Origin of the sequence: Streptomyces sp. KL109B, from assembly GCF_030766935.1 — a bacterium.
GTDB lineage: Bacteria > Actinomycetota > Actinomycetes > Streptomycetales > Streptomycetaceae > Streptomyces.
In genome coordinates this window covers 441457-463972 of sequence record NZ_JASERL010000003.1, presented here as the reverse complement: position 1 = coordinate 463972, position 22516 = coordinate 441457, and the positions used below count along the sequence as shown (strand labels likewise).

At 68.0% G+C, this 22516-nt stretch carries 20 protein-coding genes; 11 read left to right on the top strand and 9 right to left on the bottom strand.

Going from position 1 to position 22516, the window contains the following annotated elements; all coding sequences use genetic code 11:
• Window positions 1-17: 17 nt before the first annotated feature.
• From sigM to trxA, 4 genes are all read left to right on the top strand, one after another.
• Window positions 18-731: an RNA polymerase sigma factor SigM gene (sigM, locus tag RBJ65_RS13455; protein WP_306322701.1), complete on the top strand. Its 714-nt coding sequence runs from the start codon at window positions 18-20 to the stop codon at window positions 729-731.
• Complete coding sequence (locus RBJ65_RS13450; protein WP_306322700.1) at window positions 728-1582, top strand: anti-sigma factor; 855 nt, start codon at window positions 728-730, stop codon at window positions 1580-1582. The genes sigM and RBJ65_RS13450 overlap by 4 nt, the downstream gene beginning before the upstream one ends.
• A gap of 119 nt (window positions 1583-1701) precedes the next feature.
• The gene (gene trxB / locus RBJ65_RS13445; RefSeq protein ID WP_306322699.1) at window positions 1702-2679 is read left to right on the top strand and encodes a thioredoxin-disulfide reductase; all 978 of its coding nucleotides are present in this window, start codon (window positions 1702-1704) and stop codon (window positions 2677-2679) included.
• A gap of 49 nt (window positions 2680-2728) precedes the next feature.
• Window positions 2729-3061: a thioredoxin gene (trxA, locus tag RBJ65_RS13440; RefSeq protein ID WP_306322698.1), complete on the top strand. Its 333-nt coding sequence runs from the start codon at window positions 2729-2731 to the stop codon at window positions 3059-3061.
• Window positions 3062-3159: 98 nt separating this feature from the next.
• Here the strand turns inward: trxA and RBJ65_RS13435 are convergent, their stop codons facing one another.
• The 9 genes from RBJ65_RS13435 to rpmH form a co-directional block, all read right to left on the bottom strand.
• The gene (locus tag RBJ65_RS13435; protein WP_306322697.1) at window positions 3160-3777 is read right to left on the bottom strand and encodes a GNAT family N-acetyltransferase; all 618 of its coding nucleotides are present in this window, start codon (window positions 3775-3777) and stop codon (window positions 3160-3162) included.
• Between the two features lie 303 nt (window positions 3778-4080).
• Window positions 4081-5187 (bottom strand): ParB/RepB/Spo0J family partition protein, encoded by a 1107-nt coding sequence (locus tag RBJ65_RS13430; protein ID WP_306322696.1) that lies wholly within the window; start codon window positions 5185-5187, stop codon window positions 4081-4083.
• Entirely contained in the window at window positions 5184-6260 is a 1077-nt protein-coding gene (locus tag RBJ65_RS13425; RefSeq protein ID WP_306322748.1) for an AAA family ATPase, read from the bottom strand. The genes RBJ65_RS13430 and RBJ65_RS13425 overlap by 4 nt, the downstream gene beginning before the upstream one ends.
• A 255-nt stretch (window positions 6261-6515) precedes the next feature.
• On the bottom strand, window positions 6516-7232 hold the full coding sequence (gene rsmG, locus RBJ65_RS13420) for a 16S rRNA (guanine(527)-N(7))-methyltransferase RsmG (RefSeq protein WP_306322695.1): 717 nt from the start codon (window positions 7230-7232) through the stop codon (window positions 6516-6518).
• Window positions 7233-7340: 108 nt separating this feature from the next.
• Window positions 7341-7853, bottom strand: a complete 513-nt coding sequence (locus RBJ65_RS13415; protein WP_306322694.1) for a R3H domain-containing nucleic acid-binding protein — start codon at window positions 7851-7853, stop codon at window positions 7341-7343.
• Between the two features lie 62 nt (window positions 7854-7915).
• Window positions 7916-9238 (bottom strand): membrane protein insertase YidC, encoded by a 1323-nt coding sequence (gene yidC / locus RBJ65_RS13410; protein ID WP_306322693.1) that lies wholly within the window; start codon window positions 9236-9238, stop codon window positions 7916-7918.
• A gap of 8 nt (window positions 9239-9246) precedes the next feature.
• Window positions 9247-9597: a membrane protein insertion efficiency factor YidD gene (gene yidD / locus RBJ65_RS13405; protein WP_306322692.1), complete on the bottom strand. Its 351-nt coding sequence runs from the start codon at window positions 9595-9597 to the stop codon at window positions 9247-9249.
• Window positions 9594-9965 carry a ribonuclease P protein component gene (rnpA, locus tag RBJ65_RS13400; protein WP_306322691.1) on the bottom strand — a complete coding sequence of 124 codons (372 nt, stop codon included), beginning with the start codon at window positions 9963-9965 and terminating at the stop codon, window positions 9594-9596. Before rnpA ends, yidD begins: the two co-directional genes overlap by 4 nt.
• A gap of 19 nt (window positions 9966-9984) precedes the next feature.
• The gene (gene rpmH / locus RBJ65_RS13395; RefSeq protein ID WP_003949374.1) at window positions 9985-10122 is read right to left on the bottom strand and encodes a 50S ribosomal protein L34; all 138 of its coding nucleotides are present in this window, start codon (window positions 10120-10122) and stop codon (window positions 9985-9987) included.
• Between the two features lie 382 nt (window positions 10123-10504).
• Between rpmH and dnaA the strand changes: the two genes are divergently transcribed.
• The 7 genes from dnaA to gyrA all read left to right on the top strand — a co-directional run bounded on the left by dnaA (window position 10505) and on the right by gyrA (window position 22513).
• Window positions 10505-12625: a chromosomal replication initiator protein DnaA gene (gene dnaA / locus RBJ65_RS13390; RefSeq protein ID WP_306322690.1), complete on the top strand. Its 2121-nt coding sequence runs from the start codon at window positions 10505-10507 to the stop codon at window positions 12623-12625.
• A 941-nt stretch (window positions 12626-13566) separates the two neighbouring features.
• Window positions 13567-14697, top strand: coding sequence for a DNA polymerase III subunit beta (dnaN, locus tag RBJ65_RS13385; RefSeq protein ID WP_306322689.1), 1131 nt, complete (start codon window positions 13567-13569; stop codon window positions 14695-14697).
• A 176-nt stretch (window positions 14698-14873) separates the two neighbouring features.
• Window positions 14874-15749: a phosphogluconate dehydrogenase (NAD(+)-dependent, decarboxylating) gene (gene gnd, locus RBJ65_RS13380; RefSeq protein WP_306322688.1), complete on the top strand. Its 876-nt coding sequence runs from the start codon at window positions 14874-14876 to the stop codon at window positions 15747-15749.
• 68 nt (window positions 15750-15817) lie between these two features.
• Window positions 15818-16942, top strand: a complete 1125-nt coding sequence (recF, locus tag RBJ65_RS13375) for a DNA replication/repair protein RecF (protein WP_306322687.1) — start codon at window positions 15818-15820, stop codon at window positions 16940-16942.
• Window positions 16939-17499 (top strand): DUF721 domain-containing protein, encoded by a 561-nt coding sequence (locus RBJ65_RS13370; RefSeq protein WP_306322686.1) that lies wholly within the window; start codon window positions 16939-16941, stop codon window positions 17497-17499. The genes recF and RBJ65_RS13370 overlap by 4 nt, the downstream gene beginning before the upstream one ends.
• A 299-nt stretch (window positions 17500-17798) precedes the next feature.
• Entirely contained in the window at window positions 17799-19847 is a 2049-nt protein-coding gene (gene gyrB, locus RBJ65_RS13365) for a DNA topoisomerase (ATP-hydrolyzing) subunit B (RefSeq protein ID WP_306322685.1), read from the top strand.
• A gap of 41 nt (window positions 19848-19888) precedes the next feature.
• Window positions 19889-22513 carry a DNA gyrase subunit A gene (gyrA, locus tag RBJ65_RS13360; RefSeq protein WP_306322684.1) on the top strand — a complete coding sequence of 875 codons (2625 nt, stop codon included), beginning with the start codon at window positions 19889-19891 and terminating at the stop codon, window positions 22511-22513.
• Window positions 22514-22516: the final 3 nt, after the last annotated feature.

The window sequence follows — 22516 nt, the reverse complement described above, 5'->3', positions numbered from 1 at the left end:
GGGGAGGGGGTTCGACAGTGGACGACGCCTACGGCGAAGCGAGCGACCAGGACCTCCTCACCCGCCATGTCGCGGGCGACAAGGATGCCTTCGGTGAGCTTGTACGGCGGCACCGGGACCGCCTCTGGGCCGTGGCCCTGCGGACGCTGGGGGACCGGGAAGAAGCCGCGGACGCGGTGCAGGACGCCCTCGTCTCGGCCTACCGGGCGGCCCACACCTTCCGCGGCCAGTCCGCGGTGACGACCTGGCTGCACCGCATCACGGTGAACGCCTGCCTGGACCGGGCCCGCAAGATGGCCTCCCGCAGGACCGCCCCCGTCGACGACGCCGACCGCCTGGACCAGCTTCTGGAGCCCCACGAATCCGCGGACGCCCCCGTGGAGCGGGACGATCTGCACCGCCAGCTCCTGGAGGCCCTCTCGGTCCTGCCGAGCGAGCAGCGGGCGGCCCTCGTCCTCGTCGACATGCAGGGGTACCCAGTGGCCGAAGCCGCCCGGATCCTCGACGTGCCCACAGGCACGGTCAAGAGTCGCTGCGCACGCGGCAGAGCCAAACTGCTCCCGCTCCTGACGCACCTCCGCACGGAGAACGGACGCGCGGAGAGTGGCGAGAACCCGCTCCCAGGAAGGAACCGGGCGCAGGGGACATCCGTCCCACCGGCAGCGGGGCCTCGTGACGAGGCAGGACCAAGCGATTCGGCTGCGGTGAAGGGCGGAGGTGGGCGAGCGTGACATCCACGACCGACACGGCAGAGCACCCGGAGGTCACCGAGATCTCCGACCTCGCCGAGGGCCTGCTGCCTCCCACCCGTACGTCGGACATACAGCAGCACCTCGACGGCTGCGCGCTCTGTGCCGACGTCCTCGCGTCCCTGGAGGAGATCCGGGGCACGCTCGGCACCGTGCCGGGTCCGCCGAGCATGCCCGAGGAGATCGCGAGCCGGATCGACGCGGCACTGGCCGCCGAGGTCGACCGTGAAACGGGGCCCGTTTCACGTGAAACATCGACCGCGGCCGTCGACCGTCCTGCCGGGCACCCGCACGCCGGTACCGGGCCGGGGCGCAAGCCACGCGGCACCCGAAGGCGCACCGGAGCCGTACTCGGAGCTGTCCTGACCGTCGCCGCGATCGGCGTGGGGGCCATGCTCATCCAGAACGACGAGGGCGGGACCCCGACCGCGCACAGGAGCACCGGAAGCGACAGCGGCACCACATCGACCTTCGCCAAGGACACCTTGGAGACCAGGGTCACGTCGCTGCTCGGCTCGCCGTCCCTCAGCACGGAGAACAACGGCCCCGCCACCCAGGGCACGAACGCGCCGATGCAGAAGCGCGCCCCCTCGGTGCCCCCGTGCGTCCAACTCGGCACCCACCGGAACGAGGACCCACTCGCCGCGGAGACAGGCACGTACGAGGGGAAGAATGCCTACCTCGTCGTGCTGCCCCACAAGACCGACCCTGCCCACCAGGTGACGGCCTTCGTCGTGGACTCCTCCTGCGTCGGCAAGCCCTCCTCCACGGGCACGCTGCTGTACCGGCACGATTACGACCGCGCCTCAGGAGCACCCAAGAGCACTCACTAGGTGTGCCCGGGCACGTCGGGAATGCATGCCCCGTAGGATCCGTTGGGTGGGGTGAGAGTCCTCCCAAGGGGCCTCCCCAGGCAGTACGCAGCAGTCCCGCAGAGACGAGGAATCAAGCCGTGAGCGACGTCCGTAACGTGATCATCATCGGCTCCGGGCCCGCCGGCTACACGGCGGCGCTCTACACCGCGCGCGCGTCGCTGAAGCCGCTCGTGTTCGAAGGTGCCGTCACCGCTGGTGGCGCGCTGATGAACACGACCGAGGTGGAGAACTTCCCCGGGTTCCAGGACGGCATCATGGGCCCCGAGCTCATGGACAACATGCGCGGACAGGCCGAGCGCTTCGGCGCCGAGCTCGTCCCCGACGACATCGTGTCCGTCGACCTGAGCGGCGAGATCAAGACCGTGACGGACACCGCGGGCACCGTGCACCGCGCGAAGACCGTCATCGTCACCACCGGCTCCCAGCACCGCAAGCTCGGCCTCCCCAACGAGGACGCGCTCTCCGGCCGCGGCGTCTCCTGGTGCGCGACCTGCGACGGCTTCTTCTTCAAGGACCAGGACATCGCCGTGATCGGCGGCGGCGACACCGCGATGGAGGAGGCCACCTTCCTGTCGCGCTTCGCCAAGTCCGTGACGATCGTGCACCGCCGCGACACCCTGCGTGCCTCCAAGGCGATGCAGGAGCGCGCCTTCGCCGACCCGAAGATCAAGTTCGTCTGGGACAGCGAGGTCGCCGAGGTCAAGGGCGAGCAGAAGCTCTCCGGTCTGACGCTGCGCAACCTCAAGACGGGCGAGACCTCCGAGCTTCCGGTGACGGGCCTGTTCATCGCGATCGGCCACGACCCGCGCACCGAGCTCTTCAAGGGTCAGCTGGAGCTGGACGACGAGGGCTACCTGAAGGTCGAGGCGCCGTCGACGCGCACAAACCTCTCCGGTGTCTTCGGCGCCGGTGACGTCGTGGACCACACCTACCGGCAGGCGATCACGGCGGCCGGCACCGGCTGCTCCGCCGCTCTCGACGCCGAGCGCTTCCTGGCCGCGCTCTCCGACGGCGAGGCCGCCGAGCCGGAGAAGACCCAGACCGCCGGCGTCTGACCCCCGAACACTCCCACCTACGTATCCCCCGAGAAATGAGGAGCCTGCTGTGGCCGGCAACCTGAAGAACGTTACGGACGACACCTTCGACGAGGCCGTCCTGAAGAGCGACAAGCCCGTCCTGGTCGACTTCTGGGCCGCCTGGTGCGGTCCGTGCCGCCAGATCGCGCCGTCGCTCGAGGCCATCGCCGCTGAGCACGGCGACAAGATCGAGGTCGTCAAGCTCAACATCGACGAGAACCCGGGCACGGCAGCCAAGTACGGCGTCATGTCGATCCCGACCCTGAACGTGTACCAGGGCGGCGAGGTCGCCAAGACCATCGTCGGTGCCAAGCCCAAGGCCGCCATCGTGCGCGACCTCGAGGACTTCATCGCCGAGTAATCAGGCGACGCCGTTCCATGGACGGCAGCCGTTGTTTCACGTGAAACACGAGAGAGGGCCAACCCCTTCGGGTTGGCCCTCTCTCGTTGCATGACCCATCACAGGGGCCGGAGCGCCGGTTCCTTCTGTACGGCTCCCAGAAGCCGATCCAGCGCCATCTCGACGTCTTCCTTCCAGGACAGCGTCGTCCGCAGTTCCAGGCGCAGCCGGGGGTACGAGGGGTGGGGTCGTACGGTCTTGAATCCAACCGCCAGTAGATGGTCAGCGGGAAGCAGACAGGCGGGCCCCTTCCATCGCGCGTCACCGAATGCCTCGATCGCCTTGAAGCCCCGACGCAGCAGGTCCTTCGCGACGGTCTGCACAATGACCCGGCCCAGGCCCTGCCCTTGATAGTCCGGCGAGATCCAGGCCGTCATGAGCTGAACGGCGTCCGGGGACACCGGACTCGTCGGGAAGGCCGTGGACCGAGGGACGTACGCGGGCGGCGCGTAGAGCACGAAGCCGACCGGGACGTCATCCACGTAGACGACGCGTCCGCAGGAACCCCACTCCAGCAGGACAGCGGAGATCCAGGACTCCTTCTCCAGTTCGGACGTGCCCGCCTTTACCGCGGCCTGGCCGCTGACCGGGTCCAGTTCCCAGAAGACGCATGAGCGGCATCGCTTGGGGAGGTCCGGGAGGTTGTCCAGCGTGAGCGGTACGAGCCGACGCCCCATGAAGGCAGTTCCTCGCTTCCTTCGCCCGCCGCTGCGCGGGCGGCTGTCAGAGCGCTCCGTTCCCTGAGCAGGCTGCCGACGAATCCGCCGACTGCTCCCAGGCCGAGACCTGCGGTCATCAGTCCGGTGCGACTCACCGATCGCATGACCCGCCTCCTGTATGAGGTGCCGCCGGGTGGATGCGCTCTTCCCGTCGCATCGTAACCACGATGGGATTGCGTCGATACCGTAGAAAAGCAAAGAGCGGGCCGTGTTCCGGTACACACCGGACACGGCCCGCTCCTGTTCACGACAGTGCGTTGGTCAGCCCTGCTCGTCCTCTTCGGTCTCCTCAGGGAGGCCGTTCTGGAGCACCGGTCCCTCGCCCGGAGCGAGGGAGCCGAGGATGCGCGACAGGTCGTCCATCGAGGCGAACTCGACGACGATCTTGCCCTTCTTCTGCCCCAGGTCGACCTTCACCCGAGTCTCGAACCGGTCGGACAGCCGCGTGGCCAGATCGCTCAACGCCGGGGAGACACGGGTACCGGCCCGCGGCCCCTTCGCCTTCGACGAGCTCTTGGGGTGCGAGCCCATGAGCGTCACGATCTCCTCGACGGCGCGCACCGAGAGCCCTTCGGCGACGATGCGGTGGGCCAGCCGGTCCTGCTCCTCCGAGTCCTCCACGGAGAGCAGGGCACGCGCGTGGCCCGCCGACAGCACACCCGCGGCCACTCGACGCTGAACGGCCGGCGAAAGCTTCAGCAGCCGCAGGGTGTTGGACACCTGCGGGCGGGACCGGCCGATCCGGTCCGCCAGCTGATCGTGCGTGCAGTTGAAGTCCTTGAGCAACTGGTCGTAAGCGGCGGCCTCTTCCAGCGGGTTCAGCTGCGCACGGTGCAGATTCTCGAGCAGCGCGTCGAGGAGGAGCTTCTCGTCGTCCGTGGCGCGCACGATGGCCGGGATGCGCTCGAGTCCCGCCTCACGGCAGGCCCTCCAGCGCCGCTCGCCCATGATGAGTTCGTAGTTGCCGGCGCCCACCTGTCGAACGACGACAGGCTGCAGCAGCCCGACTTCCTTGATGGACGTGATGAGTTCAGCGAGAGCGTCCTCGTCGAACACCTCACGCGGCTGGCGCGGGTTGGGCGTGATGGTGTCGAGCGGCAGCTCGGCGAAATGCGCTCCCGCGGGACGCTCGAAGTCGTCGGCCGCAGGGGCCGCCGGCTGCTCGGTTTCCCGTGAAACAGGCGGCTGCGACAACGCTGCCACCTTTGCGGCCGCCACGCCGCGCTCCGATGTCAGCACCGGCACAGAGGCGGGAGACGTCGACGCTCCGCCCGACTGCTGGGTCGTCGGAGCCGCCTTCTCAGGTGTGGGGGCAGCCGGAATCAGCGCGCCGAGTCCTCGGCCAAGGCCCCTCCGTCGCTCGCTCACTGAATCCCCTCCGCCGTACTCTGCTGGTCAAGTTGAGTGCCCGTGTGGGCGTTCTGGGCGTCGTAGTGAATCCCGACTCCACGCAGCGCCATCTCTCGCGCCGCTTCGAGGTAGGAGAGCGCACCGCTCGACCCTGGATCGTAGGTCAACACGGTCTGCCCATAACTCGGCGCCTCGGAGATGCGCACTGAACGCGGAATGCTCGTCCGAAGGACCTCGCCCGCGAAGTGGTTACGGACTTCATCTGCGACCTGGGAAGCCAGCCGAGTCCGTCCGTCGTACATCGTGAGGAGGATCGTGGATACGTGGAGAGCGGGGTTGAGGTGCCCGCGCACGAGATCCACATTCCGCAGAAGCTGGCCGAGCCCCTCCAGCGCGTAGTACTCGCACTGGATCGGGATCAGAACCTCCGCACCGGCGACCATGGCGTTGATCGTCAGGAGCCCGAGCGACGGCGGGCAGTCGATGAGGATGTAGTCCAGGGGCTGCTCGTACGCCTGGAGGGCGCGCTGCAGCCGGCTTTCCCGCGCGACCAGAGAGACCAGCTCGATCTCCGCACCGGCGAGATCGATGGTGGCCGGGGCGCAGAAGAGGCCTTCCACGTCAGGGACGGGCTGGACAACTTCGGAGAGCGGCTTGCTGTCGACCAACACGTCGTAGACGGAGGGCACTTCGGAGTGGTGGTCGACGCCCAGAGCCGTGGAGGCATTGCCCTGTGGGTCCAGGTCCACCACCAGTACGCGTGCTCCGTGCAGCGCAAGTGAGGCGGCGAGGTTGACCGTTGTCGTGGTCTTACCGACCCCGCCCTTCTGGTTGGCCACCACCATGACGCGGGTCTGCTCCGGACGCGGCAGGCCCTCGCCCGCGCGACCGAGAGCTTCTACCGCCAGTTGGGCAGCACGACCGATGGGTGTGTCGTCCATCGGGGGCGGCGTTTCACGTGAAACATCCTCCCCCAGCGACTCGGTACGGGGACCGGGGACCGGATCGGTCATCGGTCCCGCGATGTTGGCGTCGGACCGCAAGGATTCACTCTCCTCGACTTCAGGCTCGCAATGAACAGAGCCTCCCATGCCTTCGGGGTCAAGAACCAGCGAGGCCCGTGCTTCTGTGGACGAATCCCCCTCTGTGGACAACTCCGTGTCCGTATCGGGGGATCCGAGGCGTTTACGGTCGCGGGGAGCGGCCGCCGCGCGGCCGCGACTGATGATGCCTTGCAGCAGTGAGCGACGTTTCACGTGAAACACGATGCACCGCAGCGGGATACGCTCCCGCGCGACACCCCGAGATGGGTACGTTTGACAGCTTTTGTGGAGTACTGCTGGTCGTCAGCGCCTACGCCGGGCACGCCCCGTGCGGGCCGCCTTGGCGCGCTTCGCAGCGAAGCGCACACCGCCGGGACTCTCCCCGACCTCCACACGCACGACGGTCGACAGGGGGTCCACGACGCCCTCACCGACGTGCAGCACCGAAGTCTCCACCGCGCCCAGCTTGCTCAGGGCAGCGCCCGCACTCTTGAGCTCCTCCTCGGCCGTGTCACCCTTGAGCGCCAGCATCTCTCCGTACGGACGGAGCAGGGGGACGCCCCACGCGGCCAGCCGGTCCAGCGGGGCTACGGCGCGAGCGGTGACGACATGCACGGGCGGCAACTTGCCGAGGACCTCCTCGGCCCGCCCCCGCACCACGGTCACATGGTCGAGCCCGAGCAGCTCGACGACCTCGGTCAGGAAGGTCGTACGACGGAGCAGGGGCTCAAGGAGGGTGATCTTCAGGTCCGGGCGGACCAGGGCGAGCGGAATACCCGGAAGGCCCGCTCCCGAGCCGACGTCGCACACGGTGATGTCCTCGGGGACCACCTCGGAGAGCACGGCGCAGTTCAGAATGTGTCGCTCCCATAGGCGCGGCACCTCGCGAGGGCCGATGAGGCCACGCTGCACTCCCGCGTCAGCGAGGAGCTCCGCGTACCGGACCGCGTCCGAGAAGCGCTCGCCGAATACCGTCCGGGCCTGCTCCGGAGCCGGGGGGAGTTCTGCTGCCTCCGTCACGGGGACCGTCCTTCCGTACCGCGCTACCGCAGTAAGTGCTGACTATCAGGCTGACAAAGATCGGCCCCGCCTGCGAACAGACGGGGCCGGAAGACGACGTACTGCCGATCAGGCAGGAAGCACGACGACGAAGCGCTGCGGCTCCTCGCCCTCGGACTCGCTGCGCAGGCCGGCGGCCTTGATGGCGTCGTGGACGACCTTGCGCTCGAAGGGCGTCATCGGCTTCATCTTGACCGGCTCACCGGTGCTCTTCACCTCAGCCGCGGCCTTGGCGCCCTGCTCGGTGAGCTCGGCACGCTTCTTGGCGCGGTAGCCGGCGATGTCCAGCATCAGGCGGCTGCGGTCCCCGGTCTCCCGGTGCACCGCGAGACGGGTCAGCTCCTGGAGCGCCTCGAGGACCTCTCCGTCCCGGCCGACCAGCTTCTGCAGATCGCGGCTGCTCGAGTCGCTGACGATGGAAACGGCGGCCCGGTCGGCCTCCACGTCCATGTCGATGTCGCCGTCGAGGTCGGCGATGTCCAGCAGGCCTTCGAGGTAGTCCGCGGCGATCTCACCCTCCTGCTCGAGGCGGGTCAGGGTGTCGCCACCCTCGGCAGCGGCGGAGGTGGTGCCTTCCGTCACGGGATGGGCTCCTTCTTGCGTCAAGGCTTGCGCCAACGTCTTACGACGGGTGAGTCGAGGGATTACTTCTTGGACGAGGACTTGGGCCGCTGCGGGCCGCCCTTGCGCTGCCCGGACTTGGCCTTGCTGCGCTGCTGGGAGCCGCCCGCCGGCTTGGCGCCGCCGGACTGCTGCTTGCCCTTGGCCTGCGGCTTGGCGTCCTGCGGACCGTCGTCCTTGGACAGCGACGTCTTCTCCGCATCCGAGGGAACGGAGTCCTCCTTCGCCGCACCCTGGGCACCGGAGCCACCGGACTGACGCTGCGACTTGGACTGCCGCTTGGGCTGCTGGCGCTTCGGCGCGCCCTTCGGCAGACCGTCCTCGTCCAGCTCCTCGGTGGAGGCGCCCTTGGCCACAGTGCCGTCGGTCTGCGCCGCGAGGCCGGCCTTGCTCAGACCGTTGATGAACTTGCGCTCGTACTCGTTGCGGTCGCGGCCCTTGGCGACGATCGCCTTGACGATGTTCCGCTCGCGCTTGTTGCGCGTGGCGCTGTGCTCGACGACGTGCTTCTGCAGCCCCTCGAGCATCTTGGCCTGGGCCTTGGAGCCCGGAGTGGGGTTCCGGTTGATCACGTACATCTGCTGGCCCATGGTCCACACGTTGGTGGTCAGCCAGTAGACGAGGACACCGACGGGGAAGTTGATGCCCATGAAGAGGAAGATCAGCGGGAAGACGTACATCAGCATCTTCTGCTGCTGCATGAACGGCGTCTTCACCGTCAGGTCGACGTTCTTCGTCATCAGCTGGCGCTGCGTGTAGAACTGCGACGCCGACATCATGATGATCATGACCGCGGTGACCACGCGGACGTCGGTCAGCGAGGCCCCCATCGCCTGGACCGTGTCGGCGCTGTCCATGAACTTGGCGGCCAGCGGGGCACCGAAGATGTGCGCCTTCTGGGCGCTGTCCAGCAGGTCCTGGTTGATGACGCCGATGGTGTTGCCCTCGGCGATGGCCGCGAGCACGTGGTACAGGGCGAAGAAGAACGGCGACTGCACGAGAATCGGAAGGCACGAGGAGAGCGGGTTGGTACCCGTCTCCTTGTACAGCTTCATCATCTCTTCGGACTGACGCTGCTTGTCGTTCTTGTAGCGCTCCTGGATCGCCTTCATCTGAGGCTGGAGCAGCTGCATGTTCCGGGTCGACTTGATCTGCTTGACGAAGAGCGGGATCAGGCAGATCCGGATCAGGACCACCAGGGACACGATCGACAGGCCCCAGGCCCAGCCGGTATCAGGGCCGAAGATCGCCCCGTAGACCGTGTGGAACTGGACGATGACCCACGACACCGGGGTCGTGAGGAACGCGAAAACGCCTGAAACAGCGTTGGCGATATCGGAAATCATGTCCCTGATCAGGCTCCTTGGGCGTTGGGCGAAGTCGCTCCGGACTTATTGTCCTGTGCAGAGGGGCTGTCGCCCTCAACGGCGGGGGCCGTGTGTTTGTCCCCGCGCCATGCCGCACGCAGCATCTCGTGCCAGCGCGGACGCTTGCGTGGCGGAACATAGTCGACGCCGCCCAGCGACCACGGATTGCACCGAAGGATTCGCCAGGCGGTGAGTGCTGTTCCCTTGATTGCCCCGTGCCGGTCAATGGCGGTGAAGCCATAGTGGGAGCACGACGGGTAGTACTTGCACACCGGACCGAGCAGTGGACTGATGGTCCACTGGTAGATCTTGATCAAAGCGAGCAGTGGGTACTTCATCGCGCGCCCCCTCCCAGCAGCCGCTTGAGGGCGGCATCCAGGTCTCGGGCCAGCTGTGCGTGGGTCGCGTCGCCCGCTCCGGGCAACGCGCGTACGACTACCAGGCTACCTGGGGGCAACGAAGCCACCCGGTCGCGCATGAGGTGCCGAAGCCTGCGCTTCACCGCGTTGCGTACGACGGCGCCACCCACGGCCTTGCTCACGACGAAACCCGCACGCGGTGGGGAGAGAGTCTCCCCGGTCACGTGCGGGTCCGTTGAACCGCTGCGTAGATGGACGACGAGAAGCGGGCGTCCGGCCCGACGTCCCCGGCGTACCGCGGTCGCGAAGTCTTCGCGCCGCCTCAGCCGATACTCGGTAGGCAGCACGTCATGACCTGTTCCGCGATCAGGCGGACAGGCGGGCGCGACCCTTGCCACGGCGGGACGCGAGGATCGCGCGGCCGGCACGCGTGCGCATACGCAGGCGGAAGCCGTGGGTCTTGGCGCGGCGACGGTTGTTCGGCTGGAAGGTGCGCTTGCTCACTCGGGGGCTCCTGAAAAACGTGTGGTGGCGGGACATCGCCTGGCTGTCACCGTGCGCCCACGAGTAGCTCGCGAATACGCCCGAGTGCACCGCTACACGGCCCGCAAGAACTGTGGATCGTGACCTTGCCCATCGGAGGCAGGCGGCAGCAGCCATCGACAACTCGACCTGGTTACGGTACGCGCGGCTACGCCATCCGGTCAAACCGGCGTCATGCGGGGGACACTGTCCACAGGCTGGGGACAACAACTTGAACCGCAGCGGTCGCGCTGACTACCGTGGCTGAACTCCGATTCGTTCCCTTCTCACCGCCCCACCCGATTTTCTTCCCGACCCCTCCCAGGAATCACACGTTCGTGGGACCAGCGAGAGAGCGTGCCCTGTGGCTGACGTACCTGCCGATCTTGCCGCAGTGTGGCCACGAGTTCTGGAGCAACTCCTCGGGGAAGGTCGCGGGCAGGGCGTCGAGACGAAGGACGAGCACTGGATCCGGCGCTGTCAGCCGTTGGCACTCGTCGCCGACACCGCGCTGCTCGCCGTGCCGAACGAATTCGCCAAGGGCGTACTCGAGGGCCGCCTCGCCCCGGTCGTCAGCGAGACCCTCAGCCGCGAGTGCGGCCGCCCCATCCGGATCGCGATCACCGTCGACGACTCCGTGGGCGAGCCCCCCGCTCCCACGCCGCCGGCCCCGGCCCCCGCGGCCCCGCAGCACCGCTACGAGGACCCCGAGCCGCAGCCGTACGACGGCTACGAGCGCCGCGGCGCGGACGAGCACGGCCAGGGCCCGCGCGCCGAGCAGCCCCCGGCCCCCCGCCCCGACCCGCTGCCGACCGCCCGGCCCGCCTACCCGGACTACCAGCGCCCCGAGCCGGGCGCCTGGCCACGCCCGCAGCAGGACGACTACAACTGGCAGCAGCCCCGGCTCGGCTTCCCGGAGCGCGACCCGTACGCGACGCCCGCGCAGCAGCCGCAGCACGACTACCGGCAGCCGGAGCGGCCGCCCTACGAACAGCAGCAGCCGTACGAGCAGGAGCGCGGTCGCTACGACCAGCAGCCGGAGCGCCCCCCGTACGAACAGAAGGCCGACGGCCGCCCTCCGTACGAGGACCGACCTTCCTACGAGGACCGCCCCTCTTATGAAGAGCGGTCCTCATACGAGGACCGCCCCTCCTATGAGGACCGCTCTTCCTCTTACGAAGAACGTCCCTACGAGGACCGCTCCTACGAGGACCGCTCTTCTTATGAAGAGCGGTCGTCCTACGAAGAGCGCGGTTCGTACGAGCCGGGGCGCGAGCGGCCGCAGCGGCGTGAGCCCGGCAAGCCCGCGATGGGCGGTCGACCGGGCCTGGACGGCGGCCACGGCCCAGCAGGCCCGAGCGGTCCCGGAGGGCCCGGCAACCGTGGCGTGCCCAGTGGCGCCCCCGGCCCCCTGGCGGCGCAGCCCGCGCCGGCCACCGGGCCCGGTGAGCCGACGGCGCGCCTGAACCCCAAGTACCTCTTCGACACGTTCGTCATCGGCGCGTCGAACCGCTTCGCGCACGCGGCCGCGGTCGCCGTCGCCGAAGCACCCGCCAAGGCGTACAACCCCCTGTTCATCTATGGGGAGTCGGGCCTCGGCAAGACGCACCTGCTGCACGCGATCGGGCACTACGCCCGCAGCCTCTACCCGGGCACGCGCGTGCGCTACGTGAGCTCCGAGGAGTTCACCAACGAGTTCATCAACTCGATCCGCGACGGCAAGGGCGACTCCTTCCGGAAGCGGTACCGCGAGATGGACATCCTGCTGGTCGACGACATCCAGTTCCTCGCGGACAAGGAGTCGACGCAGGAGGAGTTCTTCCACACCTTCAACACGCTCCACAATGCCAACAAGCAGATCGTGCTCTCCAGCGACCGGCCGCCCAAGCAGCTGGTGACCCTGGAGGACCGGCTGCGCAACAGGTTCGAGTGGGGCCTGATCACGGACGTCCAGCCGCCCGAGCTGGAGACCCGTATCGCCATCCTTCGTAAGAAGGCGGTGCAGGAGCAGCTCAACGCGCCTCCGGAGGTGCTCGAGTTCATCGCGTCCCGCATCTCGCGCAACATCCGTGAGCTGGAAGGGGCGTTGATCCGGGTCACGGCGTTCGCGTCGCTCAACCGGCAGCCGGTGGACCTGGGGCTGACGGAGATCGTCCTCAAGGACCTGATCCCCGGCGGCGAGGACGCGGCTCCGGAGATCACGGCGTCGGCCATCATGGCGGCGACCGCGGACTACTTCGGCCTCACCGTCGAGGACCTGTGCGGATCCTCGCGCAGCCGCGTGCTGGTGACGGCCCGACAGATCGCCATGTACCTGTGCCGCGAGCTGACCGACCTGTCGCTGCCGAAGATCGGCGCGCAGTTCGGCGGCCGCGACCACACGACCGTGATGCACGCGGACCGCAAGATCCGCGCGCTGATGGCCGAGCGGCGCTCCATCTACAACCAGGTCACCGAGCTCACCAACCGCATCAAGAACGGCTGACAGCAGCCCAGTTGCGGCTCGCCAGGTGCTTGTAGGTCGCTCGCAGGGCGCTTCGGGAAGGACTCCCGGAGCGCCCTTCTTCATGTCCCCGTCCTGTCCATGTCCCCGTCCGCAGCCCTGTCCGCAGCCCTGCCCTTCGGGGCCGGTGTTCGATTCCCCGCCGCGTTACGGGTGTTCTCCACAGATCTGCCTGGTTTTTGCGGTCCACACCCTGGGGACTGGAAAGTTGTCCAGATGGCGTCCACAGAGCACCCCTCTGACATGACATCAGGCCAGGTCAGACGCCTGTGGATTCGTGGAAAGGTGATCTCCACAGACTGTGGAAAGATCTTTCCTCCACAGCCTGTGCGTAACGTTGTCCACCGGCAACCCACAGGCTCAGGATCGTTGTGCACAGTGATCGGCGGCTTCTCCACACGGCTGTCCACTGTTCGGCAATGCAACGCGCCATCTCACTCCGCCGAGTGAAAGGCGTCACACCAAGGTGCTTGGTTGGGCTGGGGAGAACTGGGGTAAAGCTGGGGACGGCGCTGGGGAGAAGTCGCCCCAGGCTGTGCATCGGGTGTGCAGAACTTTCCGCCGTCCACAGCGAGCGCCGGTTGTCCACCGTCTCGGCCCACAGCCGCAGTGGACAAAAAACCGCCTCTGACCTGCGATTTAGCGGTTATCCACGCTTTCCACAGCCCCTACTACTACCCCCAACTAGTAAGAGCTGGGAATTCGTTTCGAAGAGGGGGCTGTGCACAAGTCGGTCTCGGACCCTCGGCCGCGGTTCGACGCGACTTGACCGAGGCGGGCAACGACTGTCAGTGCCGTGCGTCAGACTGGTCCCCGTCGTTCTCCCCAGCTGTGGGCCGAGCGACACCACGTCTGCCGATGCAGACGGCAGACCGAAGACCAAGCAGGGCGAGAGCAGCCAGCAACAGCAGGAGGCGGCTTAAGTGAAGATCCGGGTGGAACGCGACGTACTCGCGGAGGCGGTGGCCTGGGCGGCGCGCAGCCTTCCGGCACGACCGCCTGCGCCCGTCCTCGCGGGCCTTCTGCTGAAGGCCGAGGAAGGCGCACTCAGCCTGTCGAGCTTCGACTACGAAGTCTCGGCACGCGTTTCGGTGGACGCGGAGGTCGACGAGGAGGGCACGGTGCTCGTCTCCGGCCGCCTGCTCGCCGACATCTGCCGCGCTCTGCCCAACCGTCCGGTGGAGATCTCCACAGACGGTGTACGAGCCACCGTCGTCTGCGGTTCCTCGCGATTCACACTCCACACGCTTCCTGTGGAGGAGTACCCGGCGCTGCCGCAGATGCCGACCGCCACGGGCACCGTCCCTGGCGAGGTCTTCGCCGCCGCCGCCTCCCAGGTGGCCATCGCGGCCGGCCGCGACGACACGCTGCCCGTCCTCACCGGTGTGCGCATCGAGATCGAGGGCGACACGGTGACGCTGGCCTCCACCGACCGCTACCGCTTCGCGGTCCGCGACTTCCTGTGGAAGCCCGAGGACCCGGAGGCGTCCGCCGTCGCCCTGGTGCCCGCCAAGACGCTCCTGGACACCGCGAAGGCGCTCACGAGCGGTGACACGGTGACGCTGGCGCTGTCCGGCTCCGGCGCGGGCGAGGGCCTCATCGGCTTCGAGGGCGCGGGCCGCCGCACCACCACCCGCCTCCTGGAAGGCGACCTGCCGAAGTACCGCACGCTGTTCCCGACGGAGTTCAACTCCGTGGCCGTCATCGAGACCGCCCCCTTCGTGGAGGCCGTCAAGCGTGTGGCCCTCGTCGCCGAGCGCAACACCCCGGTGCGGCTCAGCTTCGAGCAGGGCGTGCTCATCCTGGAGGCCGGCTCCAGCGACGACGCACAGGCTGTGGAAAGGGTGGACGCGAACCTGGAGGGCGACGACATCTCCATCGCCTTCAACCCGACCTTCCTGCTCGACGGCCTGAGCGCGATCGACTCCCCGGTCGCCCAGCTGTCGTTCACGACGTCGACCAAGCCAGCGCTGCTCTCCGGCAAGCCGGCCCTGGACGCCGAGGCGGACGACGCGTACAAGTACCTGATCATGCCGGTGCGGCTGTCCGGCTGAGGCTCCTGAGGGGCATAGCCGCTCGGGGTTCGCCTGAGCGGCTATGCCCACAGGTGTGCGGGAGCGTCCGGGTTTAGGCTCGGACCCAGGTACGAGGGCTACGAGCACGCCACGCGCGCGTGCGCTCGTACCGCCCCGCACCACCTCACGCGCCGTCGCAACGTAAGGAACCACTGATGGAGCTCGGTCTCGTCGGCCTCGGCAAGATGGGCGGCAACATGCGCGAGCGCATCCGCCGCGCGGGCCACACCGTCTTCGGCTACGACCGCAACCCGGACCTCGCGGACGTCCACAGCCTCGAAGAGCTTGTGGGCAAGCTCAAGGGCCCGCGTGTGGTGTGGGTGATGGTCCCGGCCGGCGCCGCGACCCAGTCCACCATCGACGAACTCGGCGAACTCCTCCAGCCCGGCGACGTCGTCGTCGACGGCGGCAACTCGCGCTGGACGGACGACGAGAAGCACGCCGAGGAGCTGGCGGCCAAGGGCATCGGCTTCGTCGACTGCGGCGTCTCAGGCGGCGTCTGGGGCCTCGAGAACGGCTACGCGCTGATGTACGGCGGCTCCGCCGAGGACGTCGCCAAGGTCCAGCCGGTCTTCGACGCCCTCAAGCCCGAGGGCGACTACGGTTCCGTGCACGCCGGCAAGGTCGGCGCGGGCCACTTCGCGAAGATGGTCCACAACGGCATCGAGTACGCGATGATGCAGGCCTACGCCGAGGGCTGGGAGCTCCTGGAGAAGGTCGACTCCGTGGACAACGTCCGCGAGGTCTTCCGCTCCTGGCAGGAGGGCACGGTCATCCGCTCCTGGCTCCTCGACCTCGCGGTCAACGCCCTCGACGAGGACCAGCACCTGGACAAGCTGCGCGGTTACGCCGCCGACTCCGGCGAGGGCCGCTGGACCGTGGAGGCCGCCATCGACAACGCCGTCCCGCTCCCGGCGATCACCGCGTCGCTCTTCGCGCGCTTCGCCTCGCGGCAGGAGGACTCGCCGCAGATGAAGATGATCGCGGCGCTGCGGAACCAGTTCGGCGGCCACGCCGTCGAGAAGAAGTAGCGCCCACAAACGCTCCACACCTGTAGAAAACCGCTGTTCAGAACGTTGGGGGAGGTCGGCCCACGACCATGCACGTCACGCATCTGTCGCTGGCCGACTTCCGCTCGTACGCCCGGGCCGAGGTCGCACTCGAACCGGGCGTCACCGCGTTCGTGGGCCCGAACGGGCAGGGCAAGACGAACCTCGTGGAGGCCGTCGGCTATCTGGCCAACCTCGGCAGCCACCGCGTCTCCTCGGACGCCCCGCTGGTCCGCATGGGCGCCGAGCGCTCCGTGATCCGGGCGCAGGTGCGCCAGGGCGACCGCCAGCAGCTCATCGAGCTCGAACTCAACCCCGGCAAGGCCAACCGCGCCCGCATCAACCGCTCCTCGCAGGTCAAGCCGCGTGACGTGCTGGGGATCGTACGCACGGTGCTGTTCGCGCCCGAGGACCTCGCGCTGGTCAAGGGGGACCCCGGGGAGCGGCGGCGCTTCCTCGACGAGCTGATCACCGCGCGCTCGCCGCGGATGGCCGGGGTGCGTTCCGATTACGACCGTGTCCTGAAGCAGCGCAATACGCTCCTGAAGTCCGCGGCGCTCGCGCGGCGGCACGGCGGGCGCTCCATGGACCTGTCCACGCTCGACGTGTGGGACCAGCACATCGCGCGCGCGGGCGCGGAGCTGCTCGCGCAGCGCCTCGACCTGATCGCGACGCTCCAGCCGCTGGCCGACAAGGCGTACGAGCAACTGGCGCCCGGCGGCGGACCGATCGCCCTGGAGTACAAGCCCTCGTCCCCCGAAATCGTCGGGCACGCGCGCGAGGAGCTGTACGAGCAGCTGATGGCGGCCCTTGAGGGTGCGCGCAAGCAGGAGATCGAGCGGGGCGTCACACTGGTCGGCCCGCACCGCGACGAACTGGTCCTCAAACTCGGCCAGCTGCCCGCCAAGGGCTACGCGAGCCACGGCGAGTCCTGGTCGTACGCGCTGGCGCTGCGCCTTGCCTCATACGACCTGCTGCGTGCCGAGGGGAACGAGCCGGTGCTCGTGCTCGACGACGTCTTCGCCGAGCTGGACGCGCGCCGCAGGGAGCGGCTGGCGGAGCTCGTGGCGCCGGGTGAGCAGGTCCTCGTCACGGCCGCCGTCGACGACGACGTACCGGACGTCCTGGCCGGCACCCGGTACGCGGTGTCGGACGGGACGGTGGAGCGGCTGTGAGCGGCGACGAATCCCCCGAAGGTGCGAAGGGCTCGCGGGAACCAAAACGCGAGCCCGAACCTTCAGGTGTCGACCTGGCCCGCGTCGCCCTACGGGCGGCGAAGGAAGCGGCACGCGCGCGTGGTGACTCCGCCCAGCAGAAGAAGCAGGCCCGGCGCGGTGGCGGACTGCGGTCCGGGGCGCGCTCCGACGGGCGGGACCCGATGGGCCTCGGCGCCGCCATCAACCGGCTGATCACCGAGCGCGGCTGGGAGACGCCCGCCGCCGTCGGCGGCGTCATGGGGCGCTGGCCGCAGATCGTCGGCGAGGACCTCGCCAAGCACTGCGTTCCGCAGACGTACGACGAGGACGAGCGCGTCCTGGTCGTGCAGTGCGATTCGACGGCCTGGGCGACGCAGGTACGGATGCTGGCTCCGCAGCTGGTCAGACGCCTGAACGAGGATCTTGGGCACGGCACCGTACGCCGTATCGACATCAAGAATCCCGGCGGCGGCCCCCGCCGCTACGGCCCCTTGCGAGCCCCCGGGAGCACGGGTCACGGCGACACCTACGGGTGAGTGATCGGCCGCCGTAGCTGGTGGTTCACACCTCGAAGCGCTGAGTGCCACTGTGAGCCTCTTGGGGGCCCGCTCCGCATGGGGGGAGTCGGCCGAGACCGGTTGAGGGCGGCACATGAGGACTCAGGCACCGCCAAACCCCCATCTATGTCCGGGCTACCGGTACACTGGGAGACAATCCCGCCCCACTTGTGGGACGCACCGAGCAACGCTGATCAGGGCCTACCGAACAAACACGCCGCAGCCGCTCCGGCCACCAACCGGGAGCTTGGTTTGTGCTGTGCCAGAAAGGGCGCTTCGTGGCCGATTCCGGCAACCCCAACGAGAACATCCCGTCCACCGACGCCGAAGAGCACGTCGAGGCCACAGAGGGCTCGTACGACGCCAGTGCGATCACCGTCCTCGAAGGGCTGGACGCGGTCCGCAAGCGACCCGGCATGTACATCGGCTCGACCGGTGAGCGTGGCCTTCACCACATGGTGCAGGAGGTCGTGGACAACTCCGTCGACGAGGCCCTGGCCGGGTACGCGGACACGATCGACGTCACGATCCTGCCCGACGGCGGCGTCCGCGTCGTCGACAACGGCCGCGGCATCCCCGTGGGCATGGTCGCCTCCGAGGGCAAGCCCGCCGTCGAGGTCGTGCTGACCGTCCTGCACGCGGGCGGCAAGTTCGGAGGCGGCGGCTACGCCGTCTCCGGTGGTCTGCACGGCGTCGGCGTCTCCGTCGTGAACGCGCTGTCCACGAAGGTCTCCGTCGAGATCAAGACCGAGGGCTACCGCTGGACGCAGGAGTACAAGGCCGGCGTCCCGACCGCCCCGCTCGCCCAGCACGAGGCCACCGAGGAGACCGGCACCTCGGTCACCTTCTGGGCCGACGGCGACATCTTCGAGACCACCGAGTACTCCTTCGAGACGCTGTCGCGGCGCTTCCAGGAGATGGCCTTCCTCAACAAGGGCCTGAAGATCAACCTCACGGACGAGCGCGACACGGCGAAGGCCACGGCGGGCGCGGACACGAACGAGGCGGGCGACGACACCGCCTTCGAGCCGCGCTCGGTGTCGTACCACTACGAAGGCGGCATCGTCGACTTCGTGAAGTACCTCAACTCCCGCAAGGGAGAGGTCGTACACCCCTCCGTGATCGACATCGAGGCCGAGGACAAGGACAAGCTCCTGTCCATCGAGGTCGCGATGCAGTGGAACTCCAGCTACAGCGAGGGCGTCTACTCCTTCGCGAACGTGATCCACACGCACGAGGGCGGCACCCACGAAGAGGGCTTCCGCGCCGCGATGACCTCGCTCATCAACAAGTACGCGCGCGAGAAGCGACTGCTGCGCGAGAAGGACGACAACCTCACGGGTGACGACATCCGCGAGGGTCTGACCGCGATCATCTCGATCAAGCTGAGCGAGCCGCAGTTCGAGGGCCAGACCAAGACCAAGCTGGGCAACACGGAGGCGAAGACCTTCGTCCAGAAGGTCGTCTACGAGCACCTCAACGACTGGCTGGACCGGAATCCGAACGAGGCCACGGACATCATCCGCAAGGCCATCCAGGCGGCCACCGCGCGCGTGGCGGCCCGCAAGGCCCGCGACCTGACCCGTCGCAAGGGCCTCCTGGAGACCGCGTCGCTGCCGGGCAAGCTCTCCGACTGCCAGTCGAACGACCCCACCAAGTGCGAGATCTTCATCGTCGAGGGCGACTCCGCCGGCGGTTCGGCGAAGTCCGGCCGTGACCCGATGTACCAGGCGATCCTGCCGATCCGAGGCAAGATCCTGAACGTCGAGAAGGCGCGCGTCGACAAGATCCTGCACAACCAGGAGATCCAGGCGCTGATCTCGGCCTTCGGCACCGGAGTCCACGAGGACTTCGACATCGAGAAGCTCCGCTACCACAAGATCATTCTGATGGCGGACGCCGACGTCGACGGCCAGCACATCAACACCCTGCTGCTGACGTTCCTGTTCCGCTTCATGCGCCCGCTGGTCGAGGCCGGTCACGTCTTCCTGTCGCGCCCGCCGCTCTACAAGATCAAGTGGGGTCGCGACGACTTCGAGTACGCGTACTCGGACCGCGAGCGCGACGCCCTGATCGAGATGGGCAGGCAGGCCGGCAAGCGCATCCGCGAGGACTCGGTCCAGCGCTTCAAGGGTCTCGGCGAGATGAACGCCGAGGAGCTGCGCGTCACGACCATGGACCAGGAGCACCGCGTGCTCGGCCAGGTCACGCTCGACGACGCCGCCCAGGCCGACGACCTGTTCTCGGTCCTCATGGGTGAGGACGTCGAGGCCCGCCGTTCGTTCATCCAGCGCAACGCCAAGGACGTCCGCTTCCTCGACATCTGAGTCGGTCTCAGCTGACCGCGCAGAAAGGATCTTGACCAGCAATGGCCGACGAGAACACCCCCACGCCGCCTGAAGAGAACGCGGACGGCAGCGCCATCGCGATGCGCATCGAGCCCGTCGGGCTCGAGACGGAGATGCAGCGCTCCTACCTGGACTACGCGATGTCCGTCATCGTGTCCCGCGCGCTGCCCGACGTACGCGACGGCCTCAAGCCCGTCCACCGCCGCGTCCTGTACGCCATGTACGACGGCGGCTACCGGCCCGAGAAGGGCTTCTACAAGTGCGCCCGCGTCGTCGGCGACGTCATGGGCAACTACCACCCGCACGGCGACTCCTCGATCTACGACGCCCTGGTGCGCCTCGCCCAGCCGTGGTCGATGCGGATGCCGCTGGTGGACTCCAACGGAAACTTCGGCTCTCCGGGCAACGACCCCGCGGCCGCCATGCGCTACACCGAGTGCAAGATGGCGCCGCTGTCCATGGAGATGGTCCGGGACATCGACGAGGAGACCGTCGACTTCACGGACAACTACGACGGCCGCTCCCAGGAGCCGACCGTCCTGCCGGCCCGCTTCCCGAACCTGCTGATCAACGGCTCGGCCGGCATCGCGGTCGGCATGGCGACCAACATCCCGCCGCACAACCTGCGCGAGGTCGCCGCCGGTGCCCAGTGGTGCCTGGAGAACCCGGAGGCCTCGCACGAGGAGCTCCTGGACGCGCTCGTCGAGCGCATCAAGGGCCCCGACTTCCCGACCGGCGCCCTCGTGGTGGGCCGCAAGGGCATCGAGGAGGCGTACCGCACCGGCCGCGGCTCCATCACGATGCGCGCGGTCGTCGCCGTCGAGGAGATCCAGAACCGCCAGTGCCTGGTCGTCACGGAGCTGCCCTACCAGGTCAACCCGGACAACCTCGCCCAGAAGATCGCCGACCTCGTGAAGGACGGCAGGGTCGGCGGCATCGCGGACGTCCGCGACGAGACGTCGTCCCGTACGGGCCAGCGCCTGGTCATCGTCCTCAAGCGGGACGCGGTCGCCAAGGTCGTCCTGAACAACCTCTACAAGCACACCGACCTGCAGACGAACTTCGGCGCCAACATGCTGGCGCTCGTCGACGGTGTGCCGCGCACGCTGTCCCTCGACGCGTTCATCCGGCACTGGGTGGCGCACCAGATCGAGGTCATCGTCCGGCGTACGAAGTTCCGCCTGCGCAAGGCCGAGGAGCGCGCACACATCCTGCGCGGCCTCCTGAAGGCCCTGGACGCCATCGACGAGGTCATCGCCCTCATCCGGCGCAGCGAGACCGTAGACGTCGCTCGAGAGGGCCTCATGGGCCTCCTGGAGATCGACGAGATCCAGGCGAACGCCATCCTCGAGATGCAGCTGCGCCGACTGGCCGCCCTGGAGCGCCAGAAGATCGTCCAGGAGCACGACGAGCTCCAGCAGAAGATCAACGAGTACAACGCGATCCTGGCCTCGCCGCAGCGCCAGCGCGAGATCGTCAGCGCGGAACTGCAGCAGATCGTCGACAAGTTCGGCGACGACCGCCGCACCAAGCTGGTGCCCTTCGAAGGCGACATGTCCATCGAGGACCTCATCGCCGAAGAGGACATCGTCGTCACCATCACGCGCGGCGGCTACATCAAGCGCACCAAGACCGACGACTACCGCTCCCAGAAGCGCGGCGGCAAGGGCGTACGCGGCACGAAGCTCAAGGAAGACGACATCGTCGACCACTTCTTCGTATCGACGACGCACCACTGGCTGCTCTTCTTCACCAACAAGGGACGCGTCTACAGGGCGAAGGCGTACGAACTCCCGGACGCCGGCAGGGACGCGCGCGGCCAGCACGTGGCGAACCTGCTCGCCTTCCAGCCGGACGAGTCGATCGCCGAGATCCTCGCGATCCGCGACTACGAAGCGGTGCCCTACCTGGTCCTCGCCACAAAGGCCGGCCTCGTAAAGAAGACGCCTCTCAAGGACTACGACTCGCCGCGCTCCGGCGGTGTCATCGCCATCAACCTCCGTGAGGCCGCGGACGGTTCGGACGACGAGCTGATCGGCGCCGAGCTGGTGTCCCCCGAGGACGACCTGCTGCTCATCAGTAAGAAGGCGCAGTCCATCCGGTTCACGGCCACCGACGACGCGCTGCGTCCGATGGGCCGTGCCACCTCCGGCGTGAAGGGCATGAGCTTCCGCGAGGGAGACGAACTGCTCTCGATGAATGTCGTCCGTGCCGGTACGTTCGTGTTCACCGCCACCGACGGTGGGTACGCAAAGCGGACCAACGTCGACGATTACCGCGTCCAGGGTCGCGGTGGCCTCGGTATCAAGGCCGCCAGGATCGTGGAGGACCGCGGCGAACTCGTCGGTGCCCTGGTGGTCGAGGAGACCGATGAGATCCTCGCCATCACGCTGTCCGGCGGTGTGATTCGTACGCGAGTCAACGAGGTCAGGGAGACGGGCCGTGACACCATGGGCGTCCAACTGATCAACCTGGGCAAGCGCGATGCCGTCGTCGGCATCGCACGTAACGCCGAGGCCGGTCGTGAGGCGGAGGAAGTCGACGGCGACATCGCGCAGGACGCGGACGGCGCCGAGAACGACGAATCCACCGCGGGCGAGACGGCCGTCGGAACGGACGAGGGCGGACAGTCCTCGGCCGAGTAGCGC

Excerpts from the sequence above, each read along its gene's own strand:
- gyrA (WP_306322684.1), top strand. The coding sequence starts at position 19,889 with ATGGCCGACGAGAACACCCCCACGCCGCCTGAAGAGAACGCGGACGGC.
- RBJ65_RS13435 (WP_306322697.1), bottom strand. The coding sequence starts at position 3,777 with ATGGGGCGTCGGCTCGTACCGCTCACGCTGGACAACCTCCCGGACCTC.
- RBJ65_RS13425 (WP_306322748.1), bottom strand. The coding sequence starts at position 6,260 with ATGGGAGGCTCTGTTCATTGCGAGCCTGAAGTCGAGGAGAGTGAATCC.
- yidD (WP_306322692.1), bottom strand. The coding sequence starts at position 9,597 with ATGAAGTACCCACTGCTCGCTTTGATCAAGATCTACCAGTGGACCATC.
- gnd (WP_306322688.1), top strand. The coding sequence starts at position 14,874 with ATGGAGCTCGGTCTCGTCGGCCTCGGCAAGATGGGCGGCAACATGCGC.
- recF (WP_306322687.1), top strand. The coding sequence starts at position 15,818 with ATGCACGTCACGCATCTGTCGCTGGCCGACTTCCGCTCGTACGCCCGG.
- yidC (WP_306322693.1), bottom strand. The coding sequence starts at position 9,238 with ATGATTTCCGATATCGCCAACGCTGTTTCAGGCGTTTTCGCGTTCCTC.